Origin of the sequence: Kitasatospora sp. NPDC008050, assembly GCF_042957465.1 — a bacterium.
Classification (GTDB): Bacteria; Actinomycetota; Actinomycetes; order Streptomycetales; family Streptomycetaceae; genus Kitasatospora.
Map to the genome: position 1 here is coordinate 82,954 of NZ_JBIBIJ010000005.1, position 26,037 is coordinate 108,990.

Here is a 26,037-nt window from a genome sequence, read left to right on the forward strand (position 1 = left end):
GCGCGACCGGCGCGAACACTGACTGGTCGAACAACAACATTAAAAACCTGGGGAGTTGACCATGTATGACCCAGCGGGTGACTTCTCCCTCCGGTACGGGGGCGCCCCGTACGGCATCCTGGACGACCTCGTCGGGACAGCCTGGGGCACCGAGGAGATCCCGCTGCCCCGTCCGCGCAGCCCGCTCGACGACGCCGCACTGCACTCCGCGGGCCTGCACTCCACGGGCCTGCACTCCGCGGATCCGGACTCCACCGGCCTGGGCGCCCCGATCACGTCGCACCGGCGACGCAGATCCCAACCCGCAGTCGTGTCATGGCCACTGGCCATCGGGGAGGCGTTCGGAGTACTGACCGCCGTGATGGTCACAGCCGTGTGCGTCCTGGGCGGAATGCTCTCCTACGACCCGCTGCGGGACCTGGCGCAGTCCCGCGTGCCGCACGGGTTGTCGCACCTGTGGCCGGTCATCGTTTACGGCCCGTGGCTCGTGGGCTGCCTCTCGGTCCTGCGCGCCGCCCTCGAAGGGCGCCGGCCGACCCACTCGTGGGCCGTGGTGGTCATCTCCTCCAGCCTCGCGACCGGGCTCTGCATCTCCGATGCGTGCCAGACATATTTCGGGGTCCTCGACATCGTCGTCGCGGGCCTGCCTCCCATCACCGCAGCCGTCTCCCTGCACCAGCTCGTGCGTCAACTCACCACCGCTCATACCGCGCGCCGTGCCCCGCGCCACACCGCTCGCCCGACATCTCGCTGAGTGGAACTGAATATGCCAATACGGAGAGGAGATTCATTTGATGTTGAAGCCACCGCCCACCCCGATTCCCCGAACGCCCGGGCCGACGGTGGATGTTCACGGCAACCGACCGAAGACCGTTTCCCTCGAACGGATGACATGGGACCGCAAGGATGGCCAGTCGTGCTCTCGTGTGCGAACGCCCTACGGCGGCCCACCGACCCGAGCACCACCGCCCCCTTCGCCAGATCCCGGACGCAGCCTCCCGGATCCTGCGACCACGCGGCTCGCCGGGGCCGCGTGGTCGACCACGACGTGGCTACTGCAGGTGGCCGGCCTTGAGCTCCCCGACGAACGCGGCGAACGAGGAGGCGGGAAAGACGAGCGCCGGCCCGGAGGGATCCTTGGAGTCCCGCACGGGGGTGACACCGGCGAAGCCGTCCGCGACCTCCACGCAGTCGTTCGACGACTGACCGCTATAACTAGCCTTGCGCCAGGCCGCGTTGCTCAGGTCAGGGGCGGCGGTTCCCACGTGTACCGTTCCTCCATCACGTTCCGGATGAAGGCGGCCGACATCTCCGGGTCGAGCGCGGCTGCCTGCACCCGATCGTAGATGACCGCCAGTCGGGTCACGTCCTCCGGTTCCTCGAAGTACCGCCCAATCGTGAGCCCCTCGCTGTAGCCGGATCGCGAGCCGTCCGCCATCGTCAGCACGGAAAACGATCCGTTCAGCGCGGTCAGCGGCAACGAGCGGAGAGGGACCACCTGGATCTCAACGTGCCGTCGCCGCCCGGTCTCCAACAGATGCGCCAGCTGGCCACGCATCACCTTGAGGCCGCCCACCGAGACGTAGAGCGCCGACTCCGGCAGGGTCAGCCGGTACCACGGCGGCTTCTCGGCCTGCAGGATCTTCTGCCGTTCGACGCGAATGCCGACCTTCTCCGCCGTCGTGCGGTCGTCGATCAGGCCATCGCCGTCGTCGAACAGCGCCCGCATGTACGCCTCGGTCTGCACCAGCCCCGGAATGACCAACGAGTACTGCTGGATCACCGTGGCTTCGGCCTGACGGTACAGAAAGGTCTTGGCGTAGTGGTCGTACTTCGGATCGTTAACGTGCTGCCACAGATCGATAAGCTCGCCGTTCGCCCGGAGCGCCGCATCCACCAGCGTGATCAGGGCCCGCCCCGGCGGGTCGGTGGCCAGCTCGATCTGCGCGATCCGGTTGTGTGAGACGAACACCAGCTGCCCGAGCTGCTTCTGCGTCAGCCCCAGCGCCTCCCGCCGTCGGCGGATCTGCGCGCCGAGGTACGCGGCAAGGGAGACGGTGGGATCGAGTTCCTTTGGCGCCGGCACGGCCCCTCCTCGTCTGTGCGAGCCGAATGAAGACCCCCTGGGGATGCTAACTGCGCACTGTCACTGCTTATTCGCAGATCGTGAGAATTCATCCCTTGCCCGCACGGGAAGTCGGCCACAGCTGCCGTCAGGCGACCGATGACCACGACACGATGACGGAGGGCAGATGACAGATTTTGAAATCTGTCATCTGCCCTCCGTCATCGCCTCTCCGTCATCGCCTCTCCGTCATCGCCTCTCCGTCAGCCGCCCTCCGTCAGTGCGACACCGTCACCACAACCTTCCCCACCTGCCCGTTCGCCTCCAGGTACCGGTGCGCCTCGACGATCTCGCTCAGGTCGAAGGTCCGGTCCACCACCGGCGCCAGCGTCCCCGCCCGCAGCCCGGCGTCGACGAAGTGCCACGCCCGCCGCCGCGCGGCCGGATCGCCGGTGATGTCCAGGTTGCTGTAACCGAGCACCCGCAGACCCCAGTTCAGCGGCAGCGGGGTCGGGCGCGGGTCCAGCCAGCCGTAGACGATCAGCAGCCCGCCCGGCGCCACCGCCTGTGCGACGGTGGCCAACCCGGGCCCGGCCACCGGGTCGAAGACCAGCTCCGCCCCCCGCCCGCCGGTGATCTCACCGACCCGGACCAGCAGGTCCTCCTCGTCCGTCACGATCACGTGCGCGGCACCGAGCTTCAGCAGCTGCTCGCGCTTCGCCGCCGTCCGGGTCGCCGCCACCGGGATCGCCCCCAGGTGCCGGGCGATCTGGATCGCGGCCACCCCCACGCTGCTGGAGGCCGCGGTGATCAGCACCGTGTCCCCGGGCCGCATCCCGCCCTTGTCCACCAGCGCGCCGTACGCGGTGGTGTAGGAGAGCCAGACGGCCGCGCCGGTCACCGCGTCCACGTCGCCCGGGCGGTGGATCAGGTTGGCCTCGGGCACCAGCACCCGGTCCCCGTAGACGCCGTGGGTGCTCAAGTGCCCCAGCGCCGCGGTGCTCACCAGGTCGCCGACGGCGAACCCGGTGACCGCCGCACCGACCGCCTCCACCACACCCGTGGCCTCGTAACCGAGCCGGGAGGCCGGCAGCTCGGGCTGGTAGAAGTACGTACCGCCGCGGAACATCGCCTCCGCACGGTTCAGCCCGAGCGCCTCGACCCGCACCAGCACCTCGTCCGGCCCCGGCTCGCCGAGCTCCACCTCCACGATCTTCAGGACCTCGGGTCCACCGATCTCGTCGAACACCACTGCCTTGGCCATGGCGGAATCCCCCATCACACACATCAGATGATCTGCCGTCAGTTCGCTGACGTGCTTCCACCGTAGGAGCCGTCGCAGAGACGGACCATGCCGCAAGCGCTCACTTTCCTGTCCGATCGTCTCGCCCCATCGAGCCTCCGTGAGCGCTACGCTCCCGCCATGGACGTGCTCAGCGACGCGATCACCGTGATGCGCACCGGCCGGCCGCACTCCGGCCGCACCGACAAGCTCGCGCCCTGGGGCGTGCGCTACCCGCCCTCCCCTGGTGCCGGCTTCCACATCGTGCTGCGCGGCTCCTGCTGGATGATGCCCGAGGGCGCTCCGCCGATCAGGCTCGGCGTCGGCGACGTGGTGCTGCTGCCGAGCGGCCAGGGTTACGGGATCGCGGACTCCCTGGAGACCGAGCTGACCGAGGCGGTCTTCACCGATCTCGGTCTGCCGCCCCACCAGCGGTACGAGCCGACCGCCGGGTCACCCGGTGCCGAGGTCACCAGCCTGCTCTGCGGCGCCTACAGGCTCAACCAGGCCCGCCCGCACCCCCTGTTGGCCGCACTGCCCGACGTGGTCCACCTGCCGGCCCGGGTCGGCCGCCACCCGGGCCTGCGCTCGCTGGTCGACCTGCTCGGCGCCGAGCTGACCGAGCACCGGCTCGGCTCGGACGCGGCGCTGCCCGCGCTGCTGGACACGCTGCTGCTCTACATCCTGCGCGCCTTCTTCGAGGAGACCGCCTGCGCGGCCACCAGCGGCTGGGCCGCCGCGCTGGGCGACCCGGTGGTCACCACGGCCCTGAGCGAGATCCACGCCGACCCGGCGCACCCCTGGACCGTCGAGGAACTCGGCGCCCGGGCCGGCCTGTCGCGCGCCGCCTTCGCCCGCCGCTTCACCACCCTGGTCGGCCAGCCCCCGCTCGGCTACCTCACCTGGTGGCGGATGACCACTGCGGGCCGCCTGCTGCGCGAATCCGACGCTCCGCTCCGCACCATCGCCCACCAGGCCGGATACATCAGCGAGTTCGCCTTCGCCAAGGCCTTCAAGCGCGAGTACGGCCTCTCCCCCGGCCGCTACCGCGACCAGCGCCGCGCCGGCCGGCACGACGGGCAGCAGGACGCGCGGCGCAGCGGTTCGGCACTGGCGGCCGACGGTTAGGGCCTGTCCGGCCGATCCCTGCCACCCGGCGGTGTCCGATTGGCCGTCCGCCGTGCGGGAAGACGCAGTGTGCCGGGGCCCCTCCCCGCCTGAACCCGCCGGCAGGGCCGCCCGTAGGAACACAGGGAAACACAGAGGTGGAGAACATGCTCGGTCTGGTACTGCTCGGCATCCTGGTGCTCACCATCGGCGGCTGCGCCTGCGTGGTGTGGGCGGAGCGCGGCGGGCCCCGCTGGGTCCGCGGTGTGGCGACCGTGACGCTCGCCGCGGGCGAGCTGGCGCGTCTCACCCAGCGGCGCCGGCGCCGGAGCCTGAACCAGAACAGCGGCGACAGCGGCGGCGGCGACGCGGGCTGACACTGCGACCGCACGCAGCTGGGCCCGGCGTCCTCTCCCAAGACACCGGGCCCAGCTTCTTTGCGAGTTCGCGGCTTCCCAGCCGGCGGGCTCCCCCGAGCCGCCTGCCTCCGCGCCCTCACCCGTCCCCCGACGGGAGTCCTGTGGTGAACCGTTACGCCACCAGCTCGCCGAAGGCGTGCGCGGTGTCGCCGTTGCGGTTGAGCTGCTCGTCGTCGCGCAGCCGGCGCAGGGCGCGCCAGATGCTGCTCTTGACGGTGCCGACGCTGATGTTCAGGATGTCGGCGATCTCCGGGTCGGTACGGCCCTCGTAGTAGCGCAGGACCAGCATGGTGCGCTGGTTCTCCGGGAGCTTGGTGAGCGCCTGCCAGAGCACGGCACGCAACTCGGTGCCGCCCATGGCGTCGGTGTCACCGACCGTCTCCGGCAGCTCCTCGGTCGGGTACTCGTTGAGCTTGCGCCGCCGCCAGGCGGAGATGTGCAGGTTGGTCATGGTGCGGCGCAGGTAGCCCCCGACCGCCGCCTTGTCGCTGATCCGGCCCCAGGCGCGGTAGGTGCTGAAGAGCGCGCTCTGCAGCAGGTCCTCGGCCTCGTAGCGGTCACCGGTCAGGTGGTAGGCAGTGGCGTAGAGGGAGGCGCGACGCTCGCGCACATACGCGGTGAACTCCGTCAGGTGGTCCACCTCGGCGGCCGAGTGCTCCCCCTGCGCGCCTCCCTGCTCGCCCTGCTGAGCGCTCTCCTCCACCGGCGCGAGCCGGTAGAGGGTGGCGCCCACCGTCTGGCCCTCCGTCGACTCCCCCGAGTCGCCAGCGGTCCGGCCGATCCCCGCCCCCACGGGAACACTGCCCGGCCGGACGAACGCGCGGTGCTCGCCCGCCCGGCTCCCACCGCTCACCCGGCGGGTCCCCGTGCAGTGTTCGGTCCTGCTGTGCTCGACCACGCGGTGCGCCGCCGGACGCACGCCGCGGACGGCCGGGTTGTGCGCATCCAGGATGCCCCGGGTCTCAAGCGTTGCGGTCATGTGGCGCCCCCATGGTCGGTACGAGCGGGTTCTTTCCGGTGTCTGCGCCCCGTCCCGGTGGTGCCGGTTCGTCGCGGTGACATGGAAAAGCTTGCCCGCCGCCCGTCATGACGGTGTCCGGCGACTGTCACAGCGGTGTCACAAGGGACGGGACCTTCGTCCCGAGCCGCCGTCCGACACCCACGACGCATGCTGTGACCCAGGCGGTTCCCGACGGCACATCCGGTGAGCCAGAATGAACGCGTGCCTTTCCTCCTACTGATCGAGGACGACGACGCCATCCGGACCGGCCTCGAACTCGCCCTCACCCGCCAGGGCCACCGCGTGGCCGCCGCAGCGTCCGGTGAGGACGGCCTTCGGCTCTTCAAAGAACAGCGTCCGGATCTGATCGTTCTTGATGTGATGCTCCCCGGAATCGACGGCTTCGAGGTGTGCCGCCGGATCCGGCGCACCGACCAGCTGCCGATCATCCTTCTCACCGCGCGTTCCGACGACATCGACGTGGTCGTGGGCCTGGAGTCCGGGGCCGACGACTACGTGGTCAAGCCGGTCCAGCCACGGGTGCTGGACGCCCGGATCCGGGCCGTGCTGCGCCGCGGCGAGCGGGAGAACTCCGACTCCTCCGCCTTCGGCTCGGTGGTGATCGACCGCTCGGCGATGACCGTCACCAAGGACGGCGAGGACCTCCAGCTCACCCCGACCGAACTGCGGCTGCTGCTGGAGCTGAGCCGCCGTCCCGGCCAGGCGCTCTCCCGCCAGCAACTGCTGCGGCTGGTCTGGGAGCACGACTACCTCGGTGACTCCCGGCTGGTGGACGCCTGCGTCCAGCGGCTGCGGGCCAAGGTGGAGGACGTGCCCTCGGCGCCGACCCTGATCCGCACGGTGCGCGGTGTGGGCTATCGTCTGGACCCGCCCGCCTGACCGCCGCCACCGAGCACCCGCCGACCGTCCCGCCCTCCCGCCCTCCCGTCACCCGCGAAACCGTCCACCGCGCCGCGCACCGCTGCCAGCTGCCCTGACACCGAATGGCTGACCTGACACGTGACTGATCATCAGAACGGCCACCGCCTGTCCCGGACACTGCGCCGGCTCCGACTCAGTTCGCTGCGGGTCCGGCTGGCCGCGGTCTTCGCCGTGGTGGCGCTGACCGCCGCCGTCTCCGCCTCCGGAATCGCCTACTGGCTCAACCGCGACGCGGTGCTCAAGCGCGCCCAGAACAGCGCGCTGGACGACTTCCGCTCCTCGCTCGGCCGCAACGTCTCCGCGCTGCCCCAGGGCGCCAGCTGCCCGGAGCTGACCCAGCTCGCCAACGACGTGGCCAGCTCCGGCCTGAACTACAACGTCGTGGTGGTGGACGACAGCCAGCCCGGCTGCGCGGCCTTCTCCGACCCGCAGTTCACCCTGCCCCAGGTGCCGCACGCGCTGGTGACCACCGTCGCCACCCCGCGCAGCGCGACCACCGCCATCCCGTTCAGCTACCACCTCTACTGGCAGCGGGTGAACCTGGACGGCAAGCCCTACCTGGTGGGCGGCACCAAGGTGGTGCCGACCGGCCTGACCGCCTACATGTTCAAGTCGCTGGACAACGAGCGGGACGACCTCAACACGCTGGCCTGGTCGCTGGCGGTGGCGACCCTGCTCGCGCTGGTCGCCGCCACCCTGCTGGCCCAGGCGGCATCCAGCGCCGTGCTCCGTCCGGTGCGCCAGCTCGGCGACGCGGCAAGGCGATTGGGCGAGGGCGAGCTGGACGTCCGGCTGGAGGTCACCGGCGCCGACGAACTCGCCGACCTGAGCCGGACGTTCAACCAGGCGGTCGAGCAGCTCTCGCACCAGGTCGACGAGTTGAGTGCGCGCGAGGCGCAGAGCCGGCGGTTCGTCGCCGACATGTCGCACGAGCTGCGCACCCCGCTGACCGCGATGACCGCGGTCACCGACATCCTCGAGGACGAGGCCGAGTCGCTGGACCCGATGATCGAGCCGGCCGTGCGGCTGGTGGTCAGCGAGACCCGCCGCCTCTCCGACCTGGTGGAGAACCTGATGGAGGTGACCCGGTTCGACGCGGGCACCGCCAAACTGGTCGCCGACGAGATGGACATCGCCGACCTGATCATGTCCTGCATCGACGGCCGGGCCTGGTACGACGCCGTGGAGGTGGACGCGCCGCGCGGGGTGCTGGCGGTGGTCGACCCGCGCCGGCTCGACGTGGTCTTCGCCAACCTGATCGGCAACGCGCTCAAGCACGGCGGCTCCCCGGTGCGGGTCAAGGTCGGCCAGGGAGTCGGACCGACCGGCGCCGGCGAGGTGGTGGTGGAGGTCTCGGACAGCGGCCCCGGCATCCCGCAGGACGTGCTGCCGCATGTCTTCGACCGGTTCTACAAGGCCGACAAGGGGCGGGCCCGCTCGGAGGGCAGCGGGCTCGGCCTGTCCATCGCGATGGCCAACGCCCAGATCCACGGCGGCACCATCACCGCCGCCAACGGGCCGCACGGCGGCGCGGTCTTCACGCTGCGGCTGCCGCTGGTCCCGCCCGAGCGGCCCGCGGCCGGCGGCCCGGTCAGCAGCGGGCTGGGCGGCCGCGGACCGCACGGCGGGGCCACCGGTGAGCGGGGCACCGGCCGCGGAGGTACGAGCGGCACCGGGGATGCGGGAGACTCGGGAGACGGTACCGAGCGGAGGACGCCCCAGTGAACGAGGCCACCAACAGCAGTGGAGCCGGACGGTGGGTGCTCGCCCTGGGGGTCGGCGCGGTCACGGTCGCACTGGCCTCCGGCTGCGGGATCCGCCCGACGGCCATCCCGGTCGACGCGGGGCGTCCCGCCGTCCGCACCGCCTGCCCGAGCCCGGTGCACCCGCCGTCCGTGCCGACCAGCCAGCCCAGCGCCACGCCGAAGAGCCCCGTACACCCGTCCCTGCTGCCCTCGCCGGTGGTCTCCCCGGCGACCGGCAGCCTGTTCAGCGCACTGCCCTCGGCGCCCCCCAGCCCGAACGGGCCGGTGCGGTGCCCCTGACGCCAACGTGTCCTGGGGCGTGCCCGAGGGCGTGTCCTGGGGCGTGCCCGAGGGCGTGCCCTGGGGCCTGTCCGAGCGCCGGGCGGGCGCCGGGCTCCTGTGACCAGCGCCATGCGCGAGCGGTCGGGGTGTGATGGGAACCGTGCGCGCCCGGTGCCGCGTCCACTCTGGCGTGCAGCGAGATGGCACCGGCGTGCGGCAAGCACGCGACAGCGTGCGGATCGAAGACCGACGGCCGGCCGCGACGGCCCGGCCGCTCGACGATGCGCCGGCCCCCGCCCCGACCGCCGAAGTACCCGGCGGCCCAGCGGCCGAGGCCGGGCCCGACCTGCTGCCGCCGCTGCTGCGCTCGGCCGGCCTGACCGTGATGGTGCTCTACTTCCTGCTGATCGGCTGGCTGGCGCTGCGCCAGGCGCCGGCCGGCTGGTCCTACGACTCCAACCTGACGCCGTTCGCCTCCGTGCACCGCGCGCTCACCACCGGTGGCGCGGCCGGGCTGCGGCAGGTGGCGAGTGAGCTGGTCGTGCTGGCCCCGCTCGGCGTGCTGATGCCGCTGGCCGGGGGCCGGCTGCGGCAGGCCTGGCTGCCGTCCTTTCTGCACACCCTGGGCATCAACGCGCTGATCGCGACGGCGATGGAGGTCGTGCGCACCGGCCTGACCAGCCACCTGCTGAACGTCGACGACATAGTGCTCGGCACCATCGGCGCCGCGGCCGCCCACCTGCTGGCGGTCCCGGTCGGACGGGTGCGGCTGCGGGCCTGGCTGGCCCGCCACCCGTGGCCGGACGGGGCGGCGGTGGAGGACGCGGGCGCGGTGGGCCGACCGGAGACCGGTCGGTCCGGCGCTGACGACGCCCCGGCGGCGAGTCCCCGCCCGGCCTTCGAGACGCCCCACGCCGAGACCTCCCGCACCGAGACCCCCCGCACCGGGGCTCCCCGCGCCGAGACCACCCGCGCCGAGGCTCCGGCCGCCCGGCCCGGGCTCCCCGGCCCGGGCGACAGCGGGCGCGCCCTGCGGCTGCTGTCCCCCTGCCCGGGCACGCTGCCCGCCTCCGTGTCCCACGCGCGCCACCTCTGAACAGCGCTCCCTCACTGGGCCCTTCGTACCCGTGCGTCCGCTCCGGCGGCTCGGGGGCGACCCTGAGTCCAACCCCGAGACCCGGCTACCCCGCCCCGGTAAGAGGCCGGGGTCCGGGATCGGCAGTCAGGCGGACGTCCGGGCGGGTCGTCGCGGCGCAGCATGGATACCGAGCCCCGGGACCACCGGAGCAGCACCCCGCCACCGCTCGGAGATCCCCATGCGCACGCTCGCCCGCCCTCGCCACAACCGCCTCATCGCCGGCGTCTGCGCCGGGGTCGCCGAGCGCTTCGGCCTCACCCCGTGGACGGTCCGGCTGATCTTCCTCGCGTTCTGCCTGCTGCCGGGCCCGCAGTTCCTGCTCTACCCGGCGCTCTGGTTCCTGCTGCCGCAGGAGCCGTGAGCCGTGAGGCCCGAGCCCGGGGCGGGCAGCAATGCGTCGGGCCGTCCACCCCGCCTGAGCGGAGTGGACGGCCCGACGTGTGGGCGGCTGGGCTCAGCCGCCGAGACCCGGCGCGGTCGCACCCAGCGGCACCGCGCTGCCGAGCACCCCGCCCAGCGGGACCTGCTTGGCCGCGCCGGACACCGCGCCGACCGGCAGGCCGCGGGTGGCGCCGCTCGCCGACACCGGAGCCGCCTCGGGCGCGGCGGCAGCCGGCGCCTGCGCGGCAGGGGCGGGGGCGGCCTGAGTCCCGGACTTCTGGTCGAGCAGGCCGGTGGTCTGCTTCACCGGACCGTCGACCGCGCTGGTCTTGGTGAGGCTCCCGGTCACGCCACTGGTGTCCGGCAGCGCGGGGAGACCGCCCGTGGCAGCCGCGGAGGCTGCGCCCGCCGCGGCCGTCGCGATGGCGACGCCGAGCGCCGCGGTACCGGCAACCTTGATGGCCTGCTTCATGAGTCCGTCCTCGTGTCCTCGTCGGGCCGGCGCGCGCACTGATCGCCCGGGACGGGGCCCGAGGCTGTGCCGCTGCACCGTGTCAGCAGTGACTGCCCACCGTAGACAGTCCCCCGGGCCCGGGCCAAAGGCTCACCACTCGCCCGAGTGAACTGTCAGACAGTCCTACTTGACCTGACCCATCGGAGAGTTGACGAGACGTCAGATTCTCCGGACCGATCAGCGACTCAGACCGACGAGCCGAACAGCCACTCGGCCTTGAGCTCGGCGTAGCCCGGCTTGATCACCTCGTTGATCATCGCGAGGCGCTCGTCGAAGGGCACGAAGGCCGACTTCATCGCGTTGACGGTGAACCACTGCATGTCGTCCAGCGAGTAGTCGAACGCCTCCACCAGGTGCGCGAACTCCTGGCTCATGCTGGTGCCGCTCATCAGCCGGTTGTCGGTGTTCACGGTGACCCGGAACTTCAGCCGGCTGAGCAGACCGATCGGGTGCTCGGCGTACGAACTCGCGGCGGCCGTCTGCAGGTTGGAGGTGGGGCACATCTCCAGCGGGACGCGCTTGTCACGCACGTACGCGGCCAGGCGGCCGAGCGCGACCGTCCCGTCCTCGTTCACCGTGATGTCGTCGATGATCCGCACCCCGTGGCCGAGCCGGTCGGCACCGCAGCACTGCAGGGCCTCCCAGATCGAGGGCAGACCGAAGGCCTCGCCGGCGTGGATGGTGAAGTGGTTGTTCTCGCCCTTGAGGTAGTCGAAGGCGCCCTGGTGGCGGGTCGGCGGGTGACCCGCCTCGGCGCCCGCGATGTCGAAGCCGACCACGCCGGCGTCGCGGTAGCGGTTGGCCAGCTCGGCGATCTCCTGCGAGCGGGCGGCGTGCCGCATCGCGGTGAGCAGGGTGCCGACCTTGATCCGGTGGCCGTTGGCGCGGGCCTTCGCCTCGCCCTCGCGGAAGCCCTCGTTGACCGCCTCGACGACCTCGTCCAGGGTCAGGCCCGCCTCCAGGTGCTGCTCGGGGGCGTAGCGCACCTCGGCGTAGACCACGCCGTCGGCGGCCAGGTCCTCGGCGCAGTCGGCGGCGACCCGGATCAGCGCCTCGCGGGTCTGCATCACCGCGCAGGTGTGGGCGAAGGTCTCCAGGTAGCGGACCAGCGAACCGGAGTCGGCGGCCTCGCGGAACCAGACACCGAGCGCGGCCGGGTCGGTGGTGGGGAGCCCCTCGTAACCGCAGGCGGCGGCCAGTTCGACGATGGTCTCGGGGCGCAGGCCGCCGTCCAGGTGGTCGTGCAACAGCACCTTGGGCGCGCGGCGGATCTGGTCGGCGGTGGGCGTACGCGGGGCCGTGGTGCCCGCGGGAACGGGGATCTGGTTCTGCATTGCGGGAGTGTAGCCCCTACGCGCGTAGATTCCTACTCGCCACGTCACAGGGCTCGTTCACCCCACACCGTCGCCGCTCGCCCCGGACCGATAGCCCTGGACTGATCGATCCGGACCGATCACCCCGGACCGATCACCCCTGGCTGAGCAGCTGCCCGCGCCGCGACAGCACGAACTCCCGGAACGCCTCGGCCGGCGCCGCCAGCGGCCGCCCCGTCACCCAGGCCAGCCCGATCGCCCGCCTGGTGCGCGGCGCGGTGACCGTCAGGTCCACCACTCCCGGGCGCGGTGCGGTACCCGGCGGCAGCAGGGCCACCCCGAGACCGGCCGCCACCAGCCCGCGCAGCGTCTCCGCCTCCTCCCCCTCGAAGGCGATCCGCGGCGTGAACCCGGCCTCGGCGCAGAAGTCGTCGGTGATCTGGCGCAGCCCGTAGCCGTGCTCCAGTGCCACGAACGGCTCCCGGGCCACCTCCGCCAGCCTGATCCGGCGCCGCCCGGCGAGCCGGTGGTCGGCGGGCACCACCAGGTGGAGCACCTGCTCGTCCAGTGGCCGTGCGGTCAGCCGCGGGTCGTCCGGCAGCGGCGAGACCAGGCACAGGTCCAGCTCGCCCGCGCGCAGCCGCTCCAGCATCGCCGCCACGTAGTCCTGCACCAGCTGGAACCGCACCCGCGGGTGGTCCTCGCGGAAGCCGCGCAGCAGCCCAGGCACCGCGTCCGTCCCCATGGTGTGGAGAAAGCCGAACGCCACCCGCCCCGCCGCCGGATCCGCCTCGGCCGCCACCGCCCGCACCCCGCGCTCCAGCTCGCCCAGCGCCCGCTCCACCGAGCCGAGCAGCAGGTGCCCGGCCCGGGTGAGCCGCACCGTGCGTCCCTCCCGGGCCAGCAGCGCCACCCCCAACTCGCCCTCCAGCCGGGCGATCGCGCGCGACAGGGTGGGCTGCGGCATGCCGAGCAGCTCGGCCGCCCGGGTCACGTGCTCCAGCCGGGCCACCGCCGCGAACTGGGCCAGCCGGGGCGCGAACCGCACCACCGGGGCCTGCGGATCGAGTTCGGCGAGCTGGGCGGCGGGGACATCCTCATGCGGCACGGCATCGATTATGGCTGATTCATGCATTGGACGCATGGAAAGCAGCGGGTCTACCGTCGTACCCATGCCTCCCGTCCCCGCCGAGGCATCCGCCGCCACCGCCCCGGGTGCCGTTCCCCCTGCCGCAGCGGCCGCCTCGGCCGCCGCAACCAACGCCGCCGCCGCCACCGCCACCGCAACCGCCTCCGCCTCCGCCTCCGCCGACCTGCGACTGCGCCCCGGGCAGCGCGAGTTCCGCCGTTCCAACCTCGCGCTCTTCGCCGCCGGGGTCGCCACCTTCGTCCTGCTCTACGCCACCCAGGGCCTGCTCCCGCTGCTCGCCACCGACCTGCGCATCACGCCGGGGCAGGCGAGTTGGACCACCTCGGCGGCCACCCTCGGCCTGGCCCTGGCGCTGCTGCCGGCCAGCGCGCTCTCCGACCGCTACGGGCGCACGGCCGTGATGACCGGCTCGATGCTGGCCGCCACGCTGATCGCCGTGGCGCTGCCGTTCGCGCCCTCGCTCGGCGTGCTGGTGGCGCTGCGGGCCCTGCAGGGCGCGGCGCTGGCCGGCCTGCCCGCGACCGCGATGGCCTACCTCGCCGAGGAGGTGCACCCGAGCGCGCTGCCCTCCGCGATGGGCCTGTACGTGGCCGGCAACAGCATCGGCGGGATGGGCGGGCGGCTGATCGCGGGCTGGACCGGCGCCGTCGGCGGCTGGCGCTGGGGCCTGGCCTCGGCCGCCGTCCTCGCGCTGCTCGCCGTCCTCGCCTTCCGCCTGCTGATCCCCGCCGCCCGGCACTTCGCCCGCACCCCCGTGGACCCGCGCGCCCTGTCCCGCACCATCGGCGCCCACCTGCGCGACCCGCTGCTGCTGCGGCTGTACGCCCTCGGCCTGCTCTTCATGGCGGTCTTCGGCGCCGTCTACAACTGCGCCGGGTTCCGGCTGATCGGCGCCCCCTTCCACCTGCCGCAGTCGGTGGCCGCCTCGATCTTCGTCGTCTACCTGGTGGGCACCGGCACCTCCGCCGCCGCGGGCCGCCTGACCGCCCTGCTCGGCCGCCGCGGCGCCCTGTACGTCGCGATCGGCCTGACCACCGCGGGCCTGCTGATCTCCCTGGTCGACTCGCTGCCCTGCGCGCTGCTCGGCCTGGTGCTGATCACCGGCGGCTTCTTCGCCGGCCACGCCACCGCCTCCTCGGCGGTCGGCCGCACCGCCCAGCACGGCCGGGCCCAGGCCTCGGCGCTCTACCTGATGGCCTACTACGTCGGCAACAGCCTCGGCGGCACGGTGGGCGCCGATGCCTACCACGCGGTCGGCTGGTCGGGCGCGGCCACCGTGGGACTCGTGGCCATGGCACTGGCGGGCGCGGTGACGGCGTACGCGAGCTACGCCGGACGACGGACGGCGGGGGTCGGTACGCTCCGAGCATGAGCAGCGACGCGGCCGCCTTCGCCAGGCTCCGGGAAATCGCCGACCAGTTGCCGCAGGTGCCGGGTGTCGGAGCCATCGAGATCGCTCACGGCCAGATCGTCATGATGATCTCCCCGGTCAAACGGCACGAGCTCGCCGTCCACCGCATCTCCCAGCAGCTGAACGAGCAACTGCCCAGGACCCACCCGGGCCGCATCGCCTACGCCGGGGCGGATCTTGAGGATCCGGGGCTGGGTCGCCTGCGGCGGCCCGATCTGATGGTCTTCCCGGAGGCGACGCTGGAGGGTGACGAGTCGGCCGTCCTGCCACAGGAGGTCCTCCTGGTGGTCGAGATCGTGTCGAAGTCCAACCCCGCCAATGACTACGAGGACAAGGTCCTCGACTACGCCACCATGGGAATCCCCTCCTACCTCCTCGTGGACCCGCGGGACGGCACGGGGATCGTGCACGCGCGGCCCAACTACGCGTCACGCGAGACGTTCGCCTTCGGCGACACCGTCACCGTCGGCCCCTGGAACATCGACCCCGGCGGACTGCTCACCTACGGCCCGGGCCTGGGCTGGCAAACGTGGCGGCCCGTAGGGTGTCGCGGATGAGGCACATCGAGTTCGAACGACTGCACAACTTCCGTGACCTGGGCGGCTACCGCGCCGTCGATGGCCGGTCGGTGCGGTGGGGGCGGCTGTACCGGTCGGACTCACTCGCCAAGCTCCAGGGCGCCGACTGGGACCGCTTCCTGGCCCTCGGCGTACGCACCGTGATCGACCTGCGCTACCCGTGGGAGATCGAGCGGCGCGGGCGGGTCCCGGCGGCCGCCGGCCTCGACTACGTCAACCTCAGTGTGGAGCACCGGCCCTACGACCAGGCGCAGATCGACCCCGGCCTCGACCCCTGGCGCTTCCTCGCCGACCGCTACGCGGAGGTGGCGCTCGACGGGGCCGAGGAGCTTCGGCAGGCCCTGGAAGTCATCGCCTCCGACAGCGCTCCGCTGGTCTTCCACTGCGCGTCGGGCAAGGACCGTACCGGTCTGCTGGCGGCGCTGGTGCTGGCCCTGATCGGCGTGGGCGACGAGGAGATCCTCGCGGACTTCGCGCTCACCGAACTGGCCACCGACCGGCTGCGCGCCGACTGGCTGGCCGCCTACCCGGACCGTACGCTGCGCTGGCCGGGCTACGGGCGGGCACCGGCCGAGGTCATGCGCCTGTTCCTGGCCGACCTGCGGGCCGGCTACGGCTCGGTGGACGCCTACGCCGCCCAGCACCTCGGGGTCGACGACGCGCTGGTGGCGGAGCTGCGCACCCGCCTGCTGACGGCCCAGGACTTTGTCTGACAAGCCCCAGGGGCTGCCCGGTTGAGACGGCGCCGGGAAACCCGGTTGCCCCCCGCCACTGTGGCTCGGAGAATCGGCCCGTGACAGCGATCTTGAGCGACGAGCAGGTCGAGCGGTTCGTGACCGACGGCTACGTCCGTCTCCCCGAGGCCTTCCCGCGCGAACTCGCCGACGAGTGCCGGGCGTTCCTCTGGCGCGAGACCGGGCTGGACCCCGACGACCCGGCCACCTGGACCGAGCCGGTCGTGCGACTCGGCGGCTACGGCGACGAGTTGTTCGCCCGGGCCGCCGGCACGCCGCGCCTGCACGGCGCCTTCGACCAACTCGTCGGCGCGGGGCGGTGGGTGCCGCGCACCGGTCTGGGCACCTTCCCGATCCGCTTCCCGCACCCGGGGGACGCCGGGGACACCGGGTGGCACCTGGACGCGAGCTACACCCCCGAGGGCGAGCAGGGCTACTGGGTCAACCTGCGCTCGCGGGGCCGGGCACTGCTGATGCTCTTCCTCTTCTCCGACACCGACGCCGACAGCGCTCCCACCCGGATCAAGGTCGGCTCCCACCTGGACGTGCCACCGTTCCTGGAGCCGCTCGGCGAACGCGGCGCCGACCTGTTCGCCCTCTGCTCCACGATGCAGGAGGCGGGCCGGCTCGATGCCCCGGACCGGCCGCTCGCCCTGGCCACCGGGCGGGCCGGCGACGTCTACCTCTGCCACCCGTTCCTGATCCACGCGGCACAGAACCACCACGGCACCGCGCCGCGCTTCCTCGCCCAGCCCCCGCTGCTCCCCACCGGCCTGCTCGACCTCGACCGCCCCGACGGCGACCACTCCCCGGTCGAGCGCGCGGTGCGGCTCGGCCTGGCGCAGCAGGCCTGACCGGGCGGCGGCGGGGCCCGGCCCCGTCACCGGCCGATCAGCTGGCCGGTGATCACCGGACGCACCTTGGTGAGCATCAGGTCGAGGAATCGCTCGGGCCGGCGGAACGACGCGAAGTGGCCGGCGTCCTCGATCAGCGCGAACTCCTTGACCGGCGCGCTGACATCGTCGAAGAACCGCTTGGCCGGCTCGGGCGGGGTCAGGACGTCGTGCTCGCCCTGGAAGACGAAGAACGGCAGCCGGAAGGCCGTGCCCTCGGCCCACTCGTCGATCGTCGCGGCCGCCGGCGCGACCCGCTCGGAGAAGGTCATCCCCTTGAGGTAGCCGCGCAGTTCGCGCAGCGTGTGCAGCGGAGAGAACCACAGTGAGCGGACCACGACGGTCTTCATGGTGTCGTAGGTCAGCGGGTCCGAGGTGACGACGAGCCTGTTGTAGCGCGTCCACTGCTGGCTGCTCCAGGCCGACTTGCCGGTGCCCAGTGCGGTGGCGAAGGCCAGCTCCTTGCGCTTGCCCGCCGCCCGCAGCCGCTCCAGCAGCGCGTGGTACGCCGCGCGGTCCCGCCCGCCCGCGTTGATGTTCTGGTCGGTGCCGACGTAGCCGGAGTACAGCTCGGGGTGGCTGCGGGCCAGTCGCAGGCCGAGCACGGTGCCGAAGGAGTTGGCGACCAGCAGGACCCGCTCGACGCCGAGCCGGGCGCGCACGTACCCGGTGACCTCCAGGGCGTCGCACTGGAGCCGGGCCAGGTCCATGCCGCCCTGGTCCTGCGGCCCGGCGTGGCCGAAGGTCCGGTCGGCGCCGCGCATGTCCCAGCGGACGATGGTGAAGTGCCGCTCCCAGGCCCGGGTGCGCGGGACGAAGATGCGGTTGGCGGCGCCGGGGCCGCCGTGGACCTCAAGGATGACCGGGTTGCCGAGGTCCTCGCCACGGATCGAGATCCACTGGTCGATGCCGCCGATCCGGACGAAGCCGGCCTCGTCGATGCCGTTCGGGGTGGTGATCCGCAGCGCCTTGGCGTTGGCGGCCCGCTGGAGCTGCCGGTAGCCCAGCAGAGCGGCCACGGGTGCGGCGGCGAGGACTGCGGCGGACGTGGTGACGATGGCGCCGAGCATGAGCTTCTCCCCTAAACTGTTTATGCCGTAAGCGATGAGGTTTAAGGTATACACAGTTAGCGGGGGCGTCAACCGCCCCCGCGCCGCAGCACCGACCGAGAGGATCGCCATGGCCAGTACCGCCGCAGCCCGGGACGGCAAGGACAGCAGGGGCGGCAAGGAGAAGCCCCGGGACCTGCGCGCCGGCGTCGCACTGCTGTGGGGCGAACAGGACCAGCCCACCCGCGGCCCCAAGCCCACCCTCAGCCCGCGCCGCATCGCCGACGCCGCCGTGCGCCTGGCCGACGCCGAGGGCCTGGACGCCGTCTCGATGTCCAAGGTCGGCACCGAGCTCGGCGTCTCGGCGATGGCCCTCTACCGCTACGTGCCCGGCAAGGCCGAACTCGTCGAGCTGATGGTCGAAGCCGTCCTCACCGAGCGCCCCGACCTGACGGCCGCGGGGCCGGCCTGGCAGCCCCGACTCGCCGAGTGGGCCCGCCGCTCGCTGGCCGTCCACCAGGCCCACCCCTGGCTGCTGACCGCCACCGCGATGCGCCGCCAGGCCATGGGACCGAACCAACTCGGCTGGCTGGACGCCGCACTGGGCGCCATGGAGGCCGCCGACCTGACGGCCGCCGAGCGCCACCAGGTCTTCCTGCTGATCGTCGGGCTGGTGCGCAACCTCGCCCAGCAGCTGACCGAGTTCGACGCGGAGCACGACCGGGAGTGGAGCCGGCTGACCGGCGAACTGCTCGACCGCCACGCCGACCGCTTCCCCGCCCTGACCAGGGCCATCGCCCAGGGCGCGTTCGAACCGGCGGCCGTCGACCCGCTCGGCTTCGGCCTCGGCCGCATTCTCGACGGCGTCCAGACCCTCATCGACCGCAAGGGGAAGGGGAGTTCATCCTGAGCCGACCGCCCCGGCGCCGGACCTCGCCGGCCGCCGCCCCCACCGGCGGTTATCGCCTTCCGTAGCGGGCATATCACCCTGAGCACACAGGGAGGCAGTCATGGCCGTGGTCTTCGACGCCGATTTCACCTCGCCCCAGCAGTGGGTGGCGGGTCGCACCAGCTCCTATCCGGACATGGGACCGACCAACCGGGGCGACCACAAGCTCGACCGACTGATCCCCGCCTTCTGCCCGGGCGGGGTCTTCAGCGCGACCCGCGGCCGCTTCAGCCGCCTGTGGAACTGCAACCTGCTGACCACCGAGGGCAGTCCGGAGGGCTTCCAGCTCCGCAGCGGCGACCTGCTGCGCGCCGAGGTCGTGCTGCCCACCGGCATCGGCGCCTGGCCCGCCATCTGGACCTGGCGCGACGGCGGCAACGAGGTCGACATCTTCGAGTACCACCCCGACCACCCCGACCTGCTGGAGTTCAGCAACCACCTGGCCGACACCAACCTCTACTGGCACGGCAGTTCGGCCGGCGTCGCCCCCGGCGCCACGGTGCGGATCTCGACCTCCCTCGGTGCCGACTCGGTCGAGTGGTACGTCGGCGACACCCTCTGCTACGCGGACGGCTCCGGCGTGGGCGCCGACTGGTCCGCCTACCTGATCGTCAACCTCTCCGTCTCCGACGGCACTTACCACCCGGCCCCGTCCTTCTGGGGCCCCCGCCGCCTCGGCTGGACCTGCCAGAGCCTCCAGGTGGAGCGCTGACGGCGACGCGAACGCATCGGCCCTGACGTCGGCCGCAGGATCCAGCAGATCCGAGCGGCAGACCCCACGAGGCGCACCTCGTCGGGCGGCGGATCGGTACCCACGAGATCCTCAACAGCCCCTAGGACGACGGGCGGTGCGCATCCCGCGCACCGCCCGTCGCCGTACCCGTCACGGGTGCCCGCTACCTCACCCGATGCGGTCCAGCAGCAGCGGGGTGCGGGTGTACTCGGTGCCCTGCGGCGCGACGTCGATGCCGCCGGTCAGGGCCTCGATCGCGTAGTCGAAGCGCTCCGGGGTGTCCGTGTGCAGGGTCAGCAGCGGCTGGCCGGCCGTGACCGTGTCGCCCGGCTTCGCGTGCATCTCAACGCCCGCGCCGGCCTGCACCGGGTCCTCCTTGCGCGCGCGGCCGGCGCCCAGGCGCCAGGCGCAGACGCCCACCGCGTAGGCATCCAGCGCGGTCAGCACGCCGCTGGCGGGCGCCGGGATCACGTGCTGCTCGCGGGCGACCGGGAGCGGGGCGTCCACGTCGCCGCCCTGGGCGCTGATCAGGCGGCGCCAGTGGTCCATGGCGGAGCCGTCCTTGAGGGCGTCGGCCGGGTCCTTGCCCCGCACGCCGGCTGCGGCGAGCATCTCGCGGGCCAGCGCGATGGTCAGCTCCACGACGTCCGCCGGGCCGCCGCCGGCCAGCACCTCGACCGACTCGCGCACCTCCAGGGCGTTACCGGCGGTCAGGCCGAGCGGGGTGGACATGTCGGTGAGCAGCGCGACGGTGTTGACGCCCGCGCCGCGGCCCAGGCCCACCATGGTGCGGGCCAGCTCCTGGGCGTCGGCCAGGTTCTTCATGAAGGCGCCGGAGCCGACCTTGACGTCGAGCACCAGGGCGCCGGTGCCCTCGGCGATCTTCTTGGACATGATCGAGGAGGCGATCAGCGGGATCGCCTCGACCGTGCCGGTCACGTCGCGCAGCGCGTAGAGCTTCTTGTCGGCGGGGGCCAGCCCGTCGCCGGCCGCGCAGATGACCGCACCGGACTGGCGCAGCACGTCCATCATCTCGTCGTTGGAGAGCAGCGCCCGCCAGCCGGGGATCGACTCCAGCTTGTCCAGGGTGCCGCCGGTGTGGCCGAGGCCGCGTCCCGACAGCTGCGGCACGGCGGCGCCACAGGCGGCGACCAGCGGGGCCAGCGGGAGGGTGATCTTGTCGCCGACGCCGCCGGTGGAGTGCTTGTCGGCGGTGGGCATGCCGAGGCCGGCGAAGTCCATCCGGACGCCGGAGCGGATCATCGCGTCGGTCCAGCGGCCGATCTCCCGCAGGTTCATCCCGTTCAGCAGGATGGCCATCGCCAGCGCGGACATCTGCTCGTCGGCCACCACGCCGCGGGTGTAGGCGTCGATCACCCAGTCGATCTGATCATCGGTCAGCTCGCGGCGGTCGCGCTTGGCGGTGATGACGGAGATGACGTCCATGAGCGTGCTCCAGGAGGGGATGGAAACCTGCGAGAGGAAGACAGGGGAGGGCAGCGAAGAACAGGCGGAAACGAGCGGAAAAAGAAGGTGGGGGCGGCTGCTGCTCTGCCGCCCCCACCTCACTCTACGCGCGTCACACCGCGCGCGGCTACTACCGAATACCCGCTCGGTACAGGGATTACAGCCGCTCGGGACCGAACGCGTCCGGCAGCACCTCGGTCATCGGCTTGATGCCCGAGGGCAGGTCCACCAGCAGTTCGGCACCACCGTGCTCCCAGAGCAGTTGGCGGCAGCGCCCGCACGGCATCAGCGCCTGCCCGGCACCGTCCACGCAGGCGAACGCGACCAGCCGGCCACCGCCACTGGCGACCAGCGCCGAGACCAGACCACACTCGGCGCACAGGCCCAGGCCGTACGAGGCGTTCTCCACGTTGCAGCCGGTCACCACCCGCCCGTCGTCGACGAGCGCGGCCGCACCGACCGGGTACTTGCTGTACGGGGCGTACGCCCGGGACATCGCGTCCCGGGCCGCCGCGCGCAGCGCCGGCCAGTCGATCACCGGGTCGCCCATCGGGCCGCCCGCCGAGCCGGCACCCGAGTCGGCCACCGAGCCGACACCCGCGCCGTCGGCCGGACCGGAAGACGCCTGCGCATCCGTCACTTGCCCTGCCCCTTGCGGTAGATCTGACCGTCGGCCTTCGGCGGCCGCAGGCGCTGAGCCGACAGCGCCAGCACCACCAGGGTAATCACGTACGGCGTGGCCACGATCAGCGGACGCGGCACGGCGTCGGTCGTCCCGTACCACAGGCCCATGGCGGCGGCCGCGACCAGCGTGACCACGGCCGGGACCAGCTTGCGCCGGTAGCCCTGCCAGATCGCCAGCAGCGCCAGCACCAGCGCGATCACCAGGATCAGCACGTGCACCGAGTCGGGGTCGCGCAGCTGCAGGCTGTCGGTGAAGCCGAACAGGCCCGCACCGGTGGCCAGGCCGCCCGGCAGCCAGTTGCCGAAGATCATCGCGGCGAGACCGATGTAGCCGCGGCCGCCGGTCTGGCCGTCGCGGTAGATGCTCGCCGCGACCATCGACAGGTAGGCGCCGCCCAGGCCCGCGAAGCCGCCGGAGGCGATCACCGCGATGTACTTGTACTTGTAGACGTTCACGCCCAGCGACTCGGCCGCGGTCGGGTTCTCACCGCAGGAGCGCAGGCGCAGGCCGAAGGTGGTCCGCCAGAGCACGAAGTAGCTGCCCACCAGCAGTGCGGCCGCCACCAGGGTGACCACCGAGAGGTTGGTGACCACGCCGCCCAGCACGCCGGCCACGTCGGAGACGAAGAACCAGTGGTGGGTCTCGATCTTGTCCAGCCAGGGCGAGAGCCCGGGGACGGTGATGGTCGGCAGCCCGGGGGTGGGCGGCGACATGCTGGCACCGGCACCCGCGTCGCGGTAGTCCTGGTAGTAGATCCGGTTGACGTACAGGCAGATGCCCGGGACCAGCAGGTTGATGCCGACACCGGAGACGATGTGGTCCACGCCGAAGCCGACCGTGATCACCGCGTGCAGCAGACCGCCGAAGGCCCCGGCCGCGATCGCGGCCAGCAGGCCGACCCACGGGTTGACCAGGTAGCCGACCCAGGCACCGGCGAAGGTCCCGGCCACCATCATGCCTTCGAGGCCGATGTTGACCACGCCGGCCCGCTCGGCCCACAGGCCGCCCAGACCGGCCATGCCGATCGGCACGGCCGCGCCGAGCGCGGCGGTGATCTGGCCGGAGGAGGTCAGCGCGTGGTTGCCGGTGGCGGCACCGACGGCGGCCAGCAGCAGGATCGCGCCGGCGATCAGCAGCAGGACGACCGGCAGCGAGAGCTTGCCGCCGCTCTTGCCCGGCGCCTTGACGGCGGGCTTGGGACGAGATGCGGTCGCGGTGCTCATGCCGCCACCTCCTTCTTGACGGACACGGCGGCGGCGGCGAGCTGGGCGCCGACCCGCTGCTGCTGACGCTTGAGGCCGAACCGGCGGACCAGCTCGTAGGCGACCACCACGCAGATGACGATGGTGCCTTCCATGACGTTGATGATCTCCGGAGGGAAGTTCGACACCGACAGGCTGGGCGCGCTCGCCTCCAGGAAGGCCCAGAGCAGCGCCGCGAAAGCGATCCCGAGTGGGCTGTTGCGACCCAGCAGCGCGACCGAGATTCCGACGAAGCCGATGCCCGCCTGGAAGTTCTGGCCGAAGTAGTGCGAGTTGGTGAGCAGGTCGGGCATGCCGATCAGACCGGCCAGCGCACCCGAGACGCACATGCTGGTCAGCACCATGCGCTTGACGTTGACACCACTGGCGGCCGCGGCCGACTCGGAGCGGCCGGTGGCCCGCAGGTCGAAGCCGAACCGGGTGCGGGTGAGCACCAGCTGGAACACCACGCCGACCAGGGCCGCGACAATGATGAAGCCGTAGAGCGAGCCGCCCTGGGTGTTGAGGGTGAAGAAGTTGCTGGAGGCCACCATCTGCTTGGTCTGCACCGTGTTGCTGGTGCCGCCGCCGTTGCCCGGCACGAAGATGCCGGGGACCAGCAGCATGCCGATGATCGCGGTGGTGATCGCGTTCAGCATGATGGTCGAGATGACCTCGTTGACGCCGCGGGTGACCTTGAGGACGCCCGCGACACCGGCCCAGGTGCCGCCGACCAGCATCGCGACGATCAGCAGCATCGGGATCTCGATGAACGAGGGCAGGTTCACCTGGCCGCCGACGTAGGCGACGAAGAGCGCCGACAGCTGGTACTGGCCGTCCGCACCGATGTTGAACAGGTTCATCCGGAAGCCGAAGGCCACCGCGCAACCGGCGAGGTAGAAGGTGGTCGCCTTGTTCAGGATCGCCACCTGCCCGTCGGAGGCGACGGCGAACTTGCCCATGATGTTGAAGGCCTGGGTCGGGTCGTAGCCCGCGACGGCCAGCAGCGCCGAGCAGAGCAGCACGGCGATGACGATGGCCAGCAGCGGAGCGGCGATGGCCAGCCCCAGCCGCTCACGGTCGATCCGCTGCAGGAAACCCCGCTGGGCGGGTTGGGTGGTCGTGCTCATGTGGGTCACTCCCCCGCCTGCGCGTCGGCGGCAGCGGTCTCGGTGGTGGCGATGTCGTCGGCCGAGGCGGCCTGCGCGGGGACGTCGGCGGCGGCCGGCTCCACGCTGTCGTCGGCGGCGTCGGCCGGCTCAACGGTCTCGTCGTCGGCGGCGGCGTCGGTCGGCTCCACGCTGTCGGCGGCGTCGGCCACGTCGGCCGGCGTGGCGTCGGACTCCAGGTGGCCGCTGCTCGCGCCGGTCATCGCGGTGCCCAGGTCCTCGGCGGTGACGGTGGCCGGGTCCGCCTCGGCGACCAGGCGGCCGCGGTAGATGACCCGGATGAAGTCGGAGAGCCCGATCAGCTCGTCCAGGTCCGCGGAGATCAGCAGCACGGCCAGGCCGTCCCGCTGGGCGCCGCGGATGTGGTCCCAGATCTGCGCCTGCGCGCCGACGTCCACACCGCGGGTCGGGTGCGCGGCGATCAGCAGCTTCGGCTGGTGGCTCATCTCGCGGCCGACGATCAGCTTCTGCTGGTTGCCGCCGGAGAGCGAGGCCGCGGTGACGTCGATGCCGGGGGTGCGCACGTCGTACTGCTCGACGATGCGCAGGGTGTCCTGGCGGGCCGCGGCCGGGTCGAGCCGCAGGCCCTTGGCGTTCGGCGCCTCGGTGACGTGACCGAGGATCCGGTTCTCCCAGAGCGGGGCCTCCAGCAGCAGGCCGTGGCGGTGGCGGTCCTCGGGGATGTAGCCGATCCCGGCCTCGCGGCGCGCCCGGGTGTGCCGCGGGGTGAGGTCGGCGCCGTCCAGCACCACGGTGCCGGCGTCCAGCGGCAGCATGCCCATGATGGCCTCGACCAGTTCGGCCTGGCCGTTGCCCTCGACACCGGCGATGCCGAGGATCTCGCCCTTGTGGATGGTGAGCGAGATGTCGTCCAGCACGACGCGCTCGATCCCCTCGGCGTCGGCCTTGGCGATCCGCAGGTTCTCGACCTTGAGCATCTCCACGTCGGTGACGGTGGACTCGCGGCTCTCCGGGGAGGGCAGCTCGCTGCCGACCATCAGCTCGGCGAGCTCGCGGGCGGTGACCTGCCCGGGGTCGGCGTCGCCGACCGTGGTGCCGCGGCGGATCACGCTGATCGCGTCGGCCACCGAGAGCACCTCGTGCAGCTTGTGCGAGATGAAGATGACGGTGACGCCCTCGGCCTTGAGCTCACGCAGGTTGTCGAAGAGCGCGTCGACCTCCTGCGGCACCAGCACGGCGGTGGGCTCGTCCAGGATCAGGATCCGGGCGCCACGGTAGAGCACCTTGAGGATCTCCACGCGCTGGCGGTCCGCCACGCCCAGGTCCTCGACCAGCGCGTCGGGGCGCACGTTGAGGCCGTACTGGTCGGATATCTCCTTGATCCGCGCCTTGGCCTTGGCACCGATCCCGTACAGCTTCTCGCCGCCGAGGACGACGTTCTCCAGCACGGTGAGGTTGTCGGCCAGCATGAAGTGCTGGTGCACCATGCCGATGCCGCGGGCGATGGCGTCACCCGGGGTGGCGAACTCGACCGTCTCACCGTTGATCGCGATGGTGCCCTCGTCCGGCCGCTGCATGCCGTAGAGGATCTTCATCAGCGTCGACTTGCCGGCGCCGTTCTCACCCATCAGGGCGTGCACGGTGCCGGACTGCACGGTGAGGTTGATGTCGTGGTTGGCCACCACGCCGGGGAAGCGCTTGGTGATGCCGCGCAGTTCGACGGCGACGGTCGCCGATCCCTTGGTGGGCTTGCCTCCCTTGCTGAGGGAGGGAGTGGAAGCGGTGATGGCGATCTCCTGGTGGTGAGCAGGCGCTTCGTTGCGCTGGGG

At 72.1% G+C, this 26,037-nt stretch carries 27 protein-coding genes; 14 read left to right on the forward strand and 13 right to left on the reverse strand.

Annotation, left to right across the window (positions count from 1 at the left end; translation table 11 throughout):
- The first annotated feature begins 61 nt into the window (after positions 1–61).
- The gene (locus tag ACFZB9_RS11760) at positions 62–754 is read left to right on the forward strand and encodes a DUF2637 domain-containing protein (protein ID WP_391446064.1); all 693 of its coding nucleotides are present in this window, start codon (positions 62–64) and stop codon (positions 752–754) included.
- Positions 755–1,052: 298 nt separating this feature from the next.
- Here ACFZB9_RS11760 and ACFZB9_RS11765 read toward each other — a convergent pair whose 3' ends face one another.
- The 3 genes from ACFZB9_RS11765 to ACFZB9_RS11775 form a co-directional block, all read right to left on the reverse strand.
- Positions 1,053–1,265 carry a DUF397 domain-containing protein gene (locus ACFZB9_RS11765; RefSeq protein WP_391446066.1) on the reverse strand — a complete coding sequence of 71 codons (213 nt, stop codon included), beginning with the start codon at positions 1,263–1,265 and terminating at the stop codon, positions 1,053–1,055.
- Positions 1,241–2,086: a Scr1 family TA system antitoxin-like transcriptional regulator gene (locus tag ACFZB9_RS11770; protein WP_391446068.1), complete on the reverse strand. Its 846-nt coding sequence runs from the start codon at positions 2,084–2,086 to the stop codon at positions 1,241–1,243. The genes ACFZB9_RS11765 and ACFZB9_RS11770 overlap by 25 nt, the downstream gene beginning before the upstream one ends.
- Positions 2,087–2,342: 256 nt before the next feature.
- Positions 2,343–3,329, reverse strand: coding sequence for a zinc-dependent alcohol dehydrogenase family protein (locus tag ACFZB9_RS11775; RefSeq protein WP_391446070.1), 987 nt, complete (start codon positions 3,327–3,329; stop codon positions 2,343–2,345).
- Between the two features lie 159 nt (positions 3,330–3,488).
- Here ACFZB9_RS11775 and ACFZB9_RS11780 point away from each other — a divergent pair, with 159 nt between their 5' ends.
- Both ACFZB9_RS11780 and ACFZB9_RS11785 read left to right on the forward strand, forming a co-directional pair.
- Entirely contained in the window at positions 3,489–4,475 is a 987-nt protein-coding gene (locus ACFZB9_RS11780; RefSeq protein WP_391446071.1) for an AraC family transcriptional regulator, read from the forward strand.
- Between the two features lie 146 nt (positions 4,476–4,621).
- A complete protein-coding gene (locus ACFZB9_RS11785; protein WP_391446073.1) occupies positions 4,622–4,831 on the forward strand; it encodes a hypothetical protein in 210 nt (69 codons plus the stop codon).
- 154 nt (positions 4,832–4,985) lie between these two features.
- Here ACFZB9_RS11785 and ACFZB9_RS11790 read toward each other — a convergent pair whose 3' ends face one another.
- Positions 4,986–5,852 (reverse strand): SigE family RNA polymerase sigma factor, encoded by an 867-nt coding sequence (locus ACFZB9_RS11790; protein ID WP_391446075.1) that lies wholly within the window; start codon positions 5,850–5,852, stop codon positions 4,986–4,988.
- 243 nt (positions 5,853–6,095) lie between these two features.
- On the opposite strand from ACFZB9_RS11790, the gene ACFZB9_RS11795 reads away from it, so the two are divergent.
- From ACFZB9_RS11795 to ACFZB9_RS11815, 5 genes are all read left to right on the forward strand, one after another.
- Positions 6,096–6,773 carry a response regulator transcription factor gene (locus ACFZB9_RS11795; protein ID WP_327067269.1) on the forward strand — a complete coding sequence of 226 codons (678 nt, stop codon included), beginning with the start codon at positions 6,096–6,098 and terminating at the stop codon, positions 6,771–6,773.
- A 120-nt stretch (positions 6,774–6,893) separates the two neighbouring features.
- Positions 6,894–8,540: a sensor histidine kinase gene (locus ACFZB9_RS11800; protein ID WP_391446078.1), complete on the forward strand. Its 1,647-nt coding sequence runs from the start codon at positions 6,894–6,896 to the stop codon at positions 8,538–8,540.
- The gene (locus ACFZB9_RS11805) at positions 8,537–8,860 is read left to right on the forward strand and encodes a hypothetical protein (protein ID WP_391446080.1); all 324 of its coding nucleotides are present in this window, start codon (positions 8,537–8,539) and stop codon (positions 8,858–8,860) included. Before ACFZB9_RS11800 ends, ACFZB9_RS11805 begins: the two co-directional genes overlap by 4 nt.
- Positions 8,861–9,074: 214 nt before the next feature.
- On the forward strand, positions 9,075–9,938 hold the full coding sequence (locus ACFZB9_RS11810) for a VanZ family protein (RefSeq protein ID WP_391446082.1): 864 nt from the start codon (positions 9,075–9,077) through the stop codon (positions 9,936–9,938).
- Positions 9,939–10,158: 220 nt separating this feature from the next.
- Positions 10,159–10,341 (forward strand): PspC domain-containing protein, encoded by a 183-nt coding sequence (locus ACFZB9_RS11815; protein ID WP_391446084.1) that lies wholly within the window; start codon positions 10,159–10,161, stop codon positions 10,339–10,341.
- A 93-nt stretch (positions 10,342–10,434) separates the two neighbouring features.
- Here the strand turns inward: ACFZB9_RS11815 and ACFZB9_RS11820 are convergent, their stop codons facing one another.
- From ACFZB9_RS11820 to ACFZB9_RS11830, 3 genes are all read right to left on the reverse strand, one after another.
- Complete coding sequence (locus ACFZB9_RS11820) at positions 10,435–10,833, reverse strand: ATP-binding protein (protein ID WP_391446085.1); 399 nt, start codon at positions 10,831–10,833, stop codon at positions 10,435–10,437.
- A gap of 227 nt (positions 10,834–11,060) precedes the next feature.
- Complete coding sequence (locus ACFZB9_RS11825; RefSeq protein ID WP_391446087.1) at positions 11,061–12,209, reverse strand: adenosine deaminase; 1,149 nt, start codon at positions 12,207–12,209, stop codon at positions 11,061–11,063.
- Positions 12,210–12,342: 133 nt separating this feature from the next.
- Positions 12,343–13,239 carry a LysR family transcriptional regulator gene (locus ACFZB9_RS11830; RefSeq protein WP_391446730.1) on the reverse strand — a complete coding sequence of 299 codons (897 nt, stop codon included), beginning with the start codon at positions 13,237–13,239 and terminating at the stop codon, positions 12,343–12,345.
- A 121-nt stretch (positions 13,240–13,360) separates the two neighbouring features.
- On the opposite strand from ACFZB9_RS11830, the gene ACFZB9_RS11835 reads away from it, so the two are divergent.
- From ACFZB9_RS11835 to ACFZB9_RS11850, 4 genes are all read left to right on the forward strand, one after another.
- Entirely contained in the window at positions 13,361–14,710 is a 1,350-nt protein-coding gene (locus tag ACFZB9_RS11835) for an MFS transporter (protein ID WP_391446089.1), read from the forward strand.
- On the forward strand, positions 14,707–15,306 hold the full coding sequence (locus ACFZB9_RS11840) for a Uma2 family endonuclease (RefSeq protein ID WP_391446091.1): 600 nt from the start codon (positions 14,707–14,709) through the stop codon (positions 15,304–15,306). Before ACFZB9_RS11835 ends, ACFZB9_RS11840 begins: the two co-directional genes overlap by 4 nt.
- Positions 15,303–16,040, forward strand: coding sequence for a tyrosine-protein phosphatase (locus ACFZB9_RS11845; protein WP_391446093.1), 738 nt, complete (start codon positions 15,303–15,305; stop codon positions 16,038–16,040). The genes ACFZB9_RS11840 and ACFZB9_RS11845 overlap by 4 nt, the downstream gene beginning before the upstream one ends.
- Before the next feature lie 80 nt (positions 16,041–16,120).
- Entirely contained in the window at positions 16,121–16,915 is a 795-nt protein-coding gene (locus ACFZB9_RS11850; protein ID WP_391446095.1) for a phytanoyl-CoA dioxygenase family protein, read from the forward strand.
- A 26-nt stretch (positions 16,916–16,941) separates the two neighbouring features.
- Here the strand turns inward: ACFZB9_RS11850 and ACFZB9_RS11855 are convergent, their stop codons facing one another.
- Positions 16,942–18,024, reverse strand: a complete 1,083-nt coding sequence (locus tag ACFZB9_RS11855) for an alpha/beta fold hydrolase (protein WP_391446097.1) — start codon at positions 18,022–18,024, stop codon at positions 16,942–16,944.
- A 109-nt stretch (positions 18,025–18,133) separates the two neighbouring features.
- On the opposite strand from ACFZB9_RS11855, the gene ACFZB9_RS11860 reads away from it, so the two are divergent.
- Both ACFZB9_RS11860 and ACFZB9_RS11865 read left to right on the forward strand, forming a co-directional pair.
- Positions 18,134–18,913 (forward strand): TetR/AcrR family transcriptional regulator, encoded by a 780-nt coding sequence (locus tag ACFZB9_RS11860; protein WP_391446099.1) that lies wholly within the window; start codon positions 18,134–18,136, stop codon positions 18,911–18,913.
- A 100-nt stretch (positions 18,914–19,013) separates the two neighbouring features.
- Positions 19,014–19,664, forward strand: a complete 651-nt coding sequence (locus tag ACFZB9_RS11865; protein ID WP_391446101.1) for a beta-glucanase — start codon at positions 19,014–19,016, stop codon at positions 19,662–19,664.
- Positions 19,665–19,853: 189 nt separating this feature from the next.
- On the opposite strand, the gene ACFZB9_RS11870 is transcribed toward ACFZB9_RS11865, so the two are convergent.
- From ACFZB9_RS11870 to ACFZB9_RS11890, 5 genes are all read right to left on the reverse strand, one after another.
- Positions 19,854–21,131, reverse strand: coding sequence for a thymidine phosphorylase (locus ACFZB9_RS11870; protein WP_391446103.1), 1,278 nt, complete (start codon positions 21,129–21,131; stop codon positions 19,854–19,856).
- A 178-nt stretch (positions 21,132–21,309) separates the two neighbouring features.
- The gene (locus ACFZB9_RS11875) at positions 21,310–21,702 is read right to left on the reverse strand and encodes a cytidine deaminase (protein WP_391446732.1); all 393 of its coding nucleotides are present in this window, start codon (positions 21,700–21,702) and stop codon (positions 21,310–21,312) included.
- 86 nt (positions 21,703–21,788) lie between these two features.
- Positions 21,789–23,060, reverse strand: a complete 1,272-nt coding sequence (locus ACFZB9_RS11880; RefSeq protein ID WP_391446105.1) for an ABC transporter permease — start codon at positions 23,058–23,060, stop codon at positions 21,789–21,791.
- The gene (locus tag ACFZB9_RS11885) at positions 23,057–24,208 is read right to left on the reverse strand and encodes an ABC transporter permease (RefSeq protein WP_391446107.1); all 1,152 of its coding nucleotides are present in this window, start codon (positions 24,206–24,208) and stop codon (positions 23,057–23,059) included. The genes ACFZB9_RS11880 and ACFZB9_RS11885 overlap by 4 nt, the downstream gene beginning before the upstream one ends.
- Before the next feature lie 5 nt (positions 24,209–24,213).
- Positions 24,214–25,893, reverse strand: a complete 1,680-nt coding sequence (locus ACFZB9_RS11890; RefSeq protein ID WP_391446109.1) for an ABC transporter ATP-binding protein — start codon at positions 25,891–25,893, stop codon at positions 24,214–24,216.
- Positions 25,894–26,037: the final 144 nt, after the last annotated feature.

Coding starts and splice junctions, on each gene's coding strand:
- ACFZB9_RS11760 (WP_391446064.1), top strand. CDS start 62: ATGTATGACCCAGCGGGTGACTTCTCCCTCCGGTACGGGGGCGCCCCG.
- ACFZB9_RS11775 (WP_391446070.1), bottom strand. CDS start 3,329: ATGGCCAAGGCAGTGGTGTTCGACGAGATCGGTGGACCCGAGGTCCTG.
- ACFZB9_RS11780 (WP_391446071.1), top strand. CDS start 3,489: ATGGACGTGCTCAGCGACGCGATCACCGTGATGCGCACCGGCCGGCCG.
- ACFZB9_RS11785 (WP_391446073.1), top strand. CDS start 4,622: ATGCTCGGTCTGGTACTGCTCGGCATCCTGGTGCTCACCATCGGCGGC.
- ACFZB9_RS11790 (WP_391446075.1), bottom strand. CDS start 5,852: ATGACCGCAACGCTTGAGACCCGGGGCATCCTGGATGCGCACAACCCG.
- ACFZB9_RS11815 (WP_391446084.1), top strand. CDS start 10,159: ATGCGCACGCTCGCCCGCCCTCGCCACAACCGCCTCATCGCCGGCGTC.
- ACFZB9_RS11820 (WP_391446085.1), bottom strand. CDS start 10,833: ATGAAGCAGGCCATCAAGGTTGCCGGTACCGCGGCGCTCGGCGTCGCC.
- ACFZB9_RS11825 (WP_391446087.1), bottom strand. CDS start 12,209: ATGCAGAACCAGATCCCCGTTCCCGCGGGCACCACGGCCCCGCGTACG.
- ACFZB9_RS11835 (WP_391446089.1), top strand. CDS start 13,361: ATGCCTCCCGTCCCCGCCGAGGCATCCGCCGCCACCGCCCCGGGTGCC.
- ACFZB9_RS11840 (WP_391446091.1), top strand. CDS start 14,707: ATGAGCAGCGACGCGGCCGCCTTCGCCAGGCTCCGGGAAATCGCCGAC.
- ACFZB9_RS11845 (WP_391446093.1), top strand. CDS start 15,303: ATGAGGCACATCGAGTTCGAACGACTGCACAACTTCCGTGACCTGGGC.
- ACFZB9_RS11855 (WP_391446097.1), bottom strand. CDS start 18,024: ATGCTCGGCGCCATCGTCACCACGTCCGCCGCAGTCCTCGCCGCCGCA.
- ACFZB9_RS11860 (WP_391446099.1), top strand. CDS start 18,134: ATGGCCAGTACCGCCGCAGCCCGGGACGGCAAGGACAGCAGGGGCGGC.
- ACFZB9_RS11865 (WP_391446101.1), top strand. CDS start 19,014: ATGGCCGTGGTCTTCGACGCCGATTTCACCTCGCCCCAGCAGTGGGTG.
- ACFZB9_RS11870 (WP_391446103.1), bottom strand. CDS start 21,131: ATGGACGTCATCTCCGTCATCACCGCCAAGCGCGACCGCCGCGAGCTG.
- ACFZB9_RS11875 (WP_391446732.1), bottom strand. CDS start 21,702: ATGGGCGACCCGGTGATCGACTGGCCGGCGCTGCGCGCGGCGGCCCGG.
- ACFZB9_RS11880 (WP_391446105.1), bottom strand. CDS start 23,060: ATGAGCACCGCGACCGCATCTCGTCCCAAGCCCGCCGTCAAGGCGCCG.
- ACFZB9_RS11885 (WP_391446107.1), bottom strand. CDS start 24,208: ATGAGCACGACCACCCAACCCGCCCAGCGGGGTTTCCTGCAGCGGATC.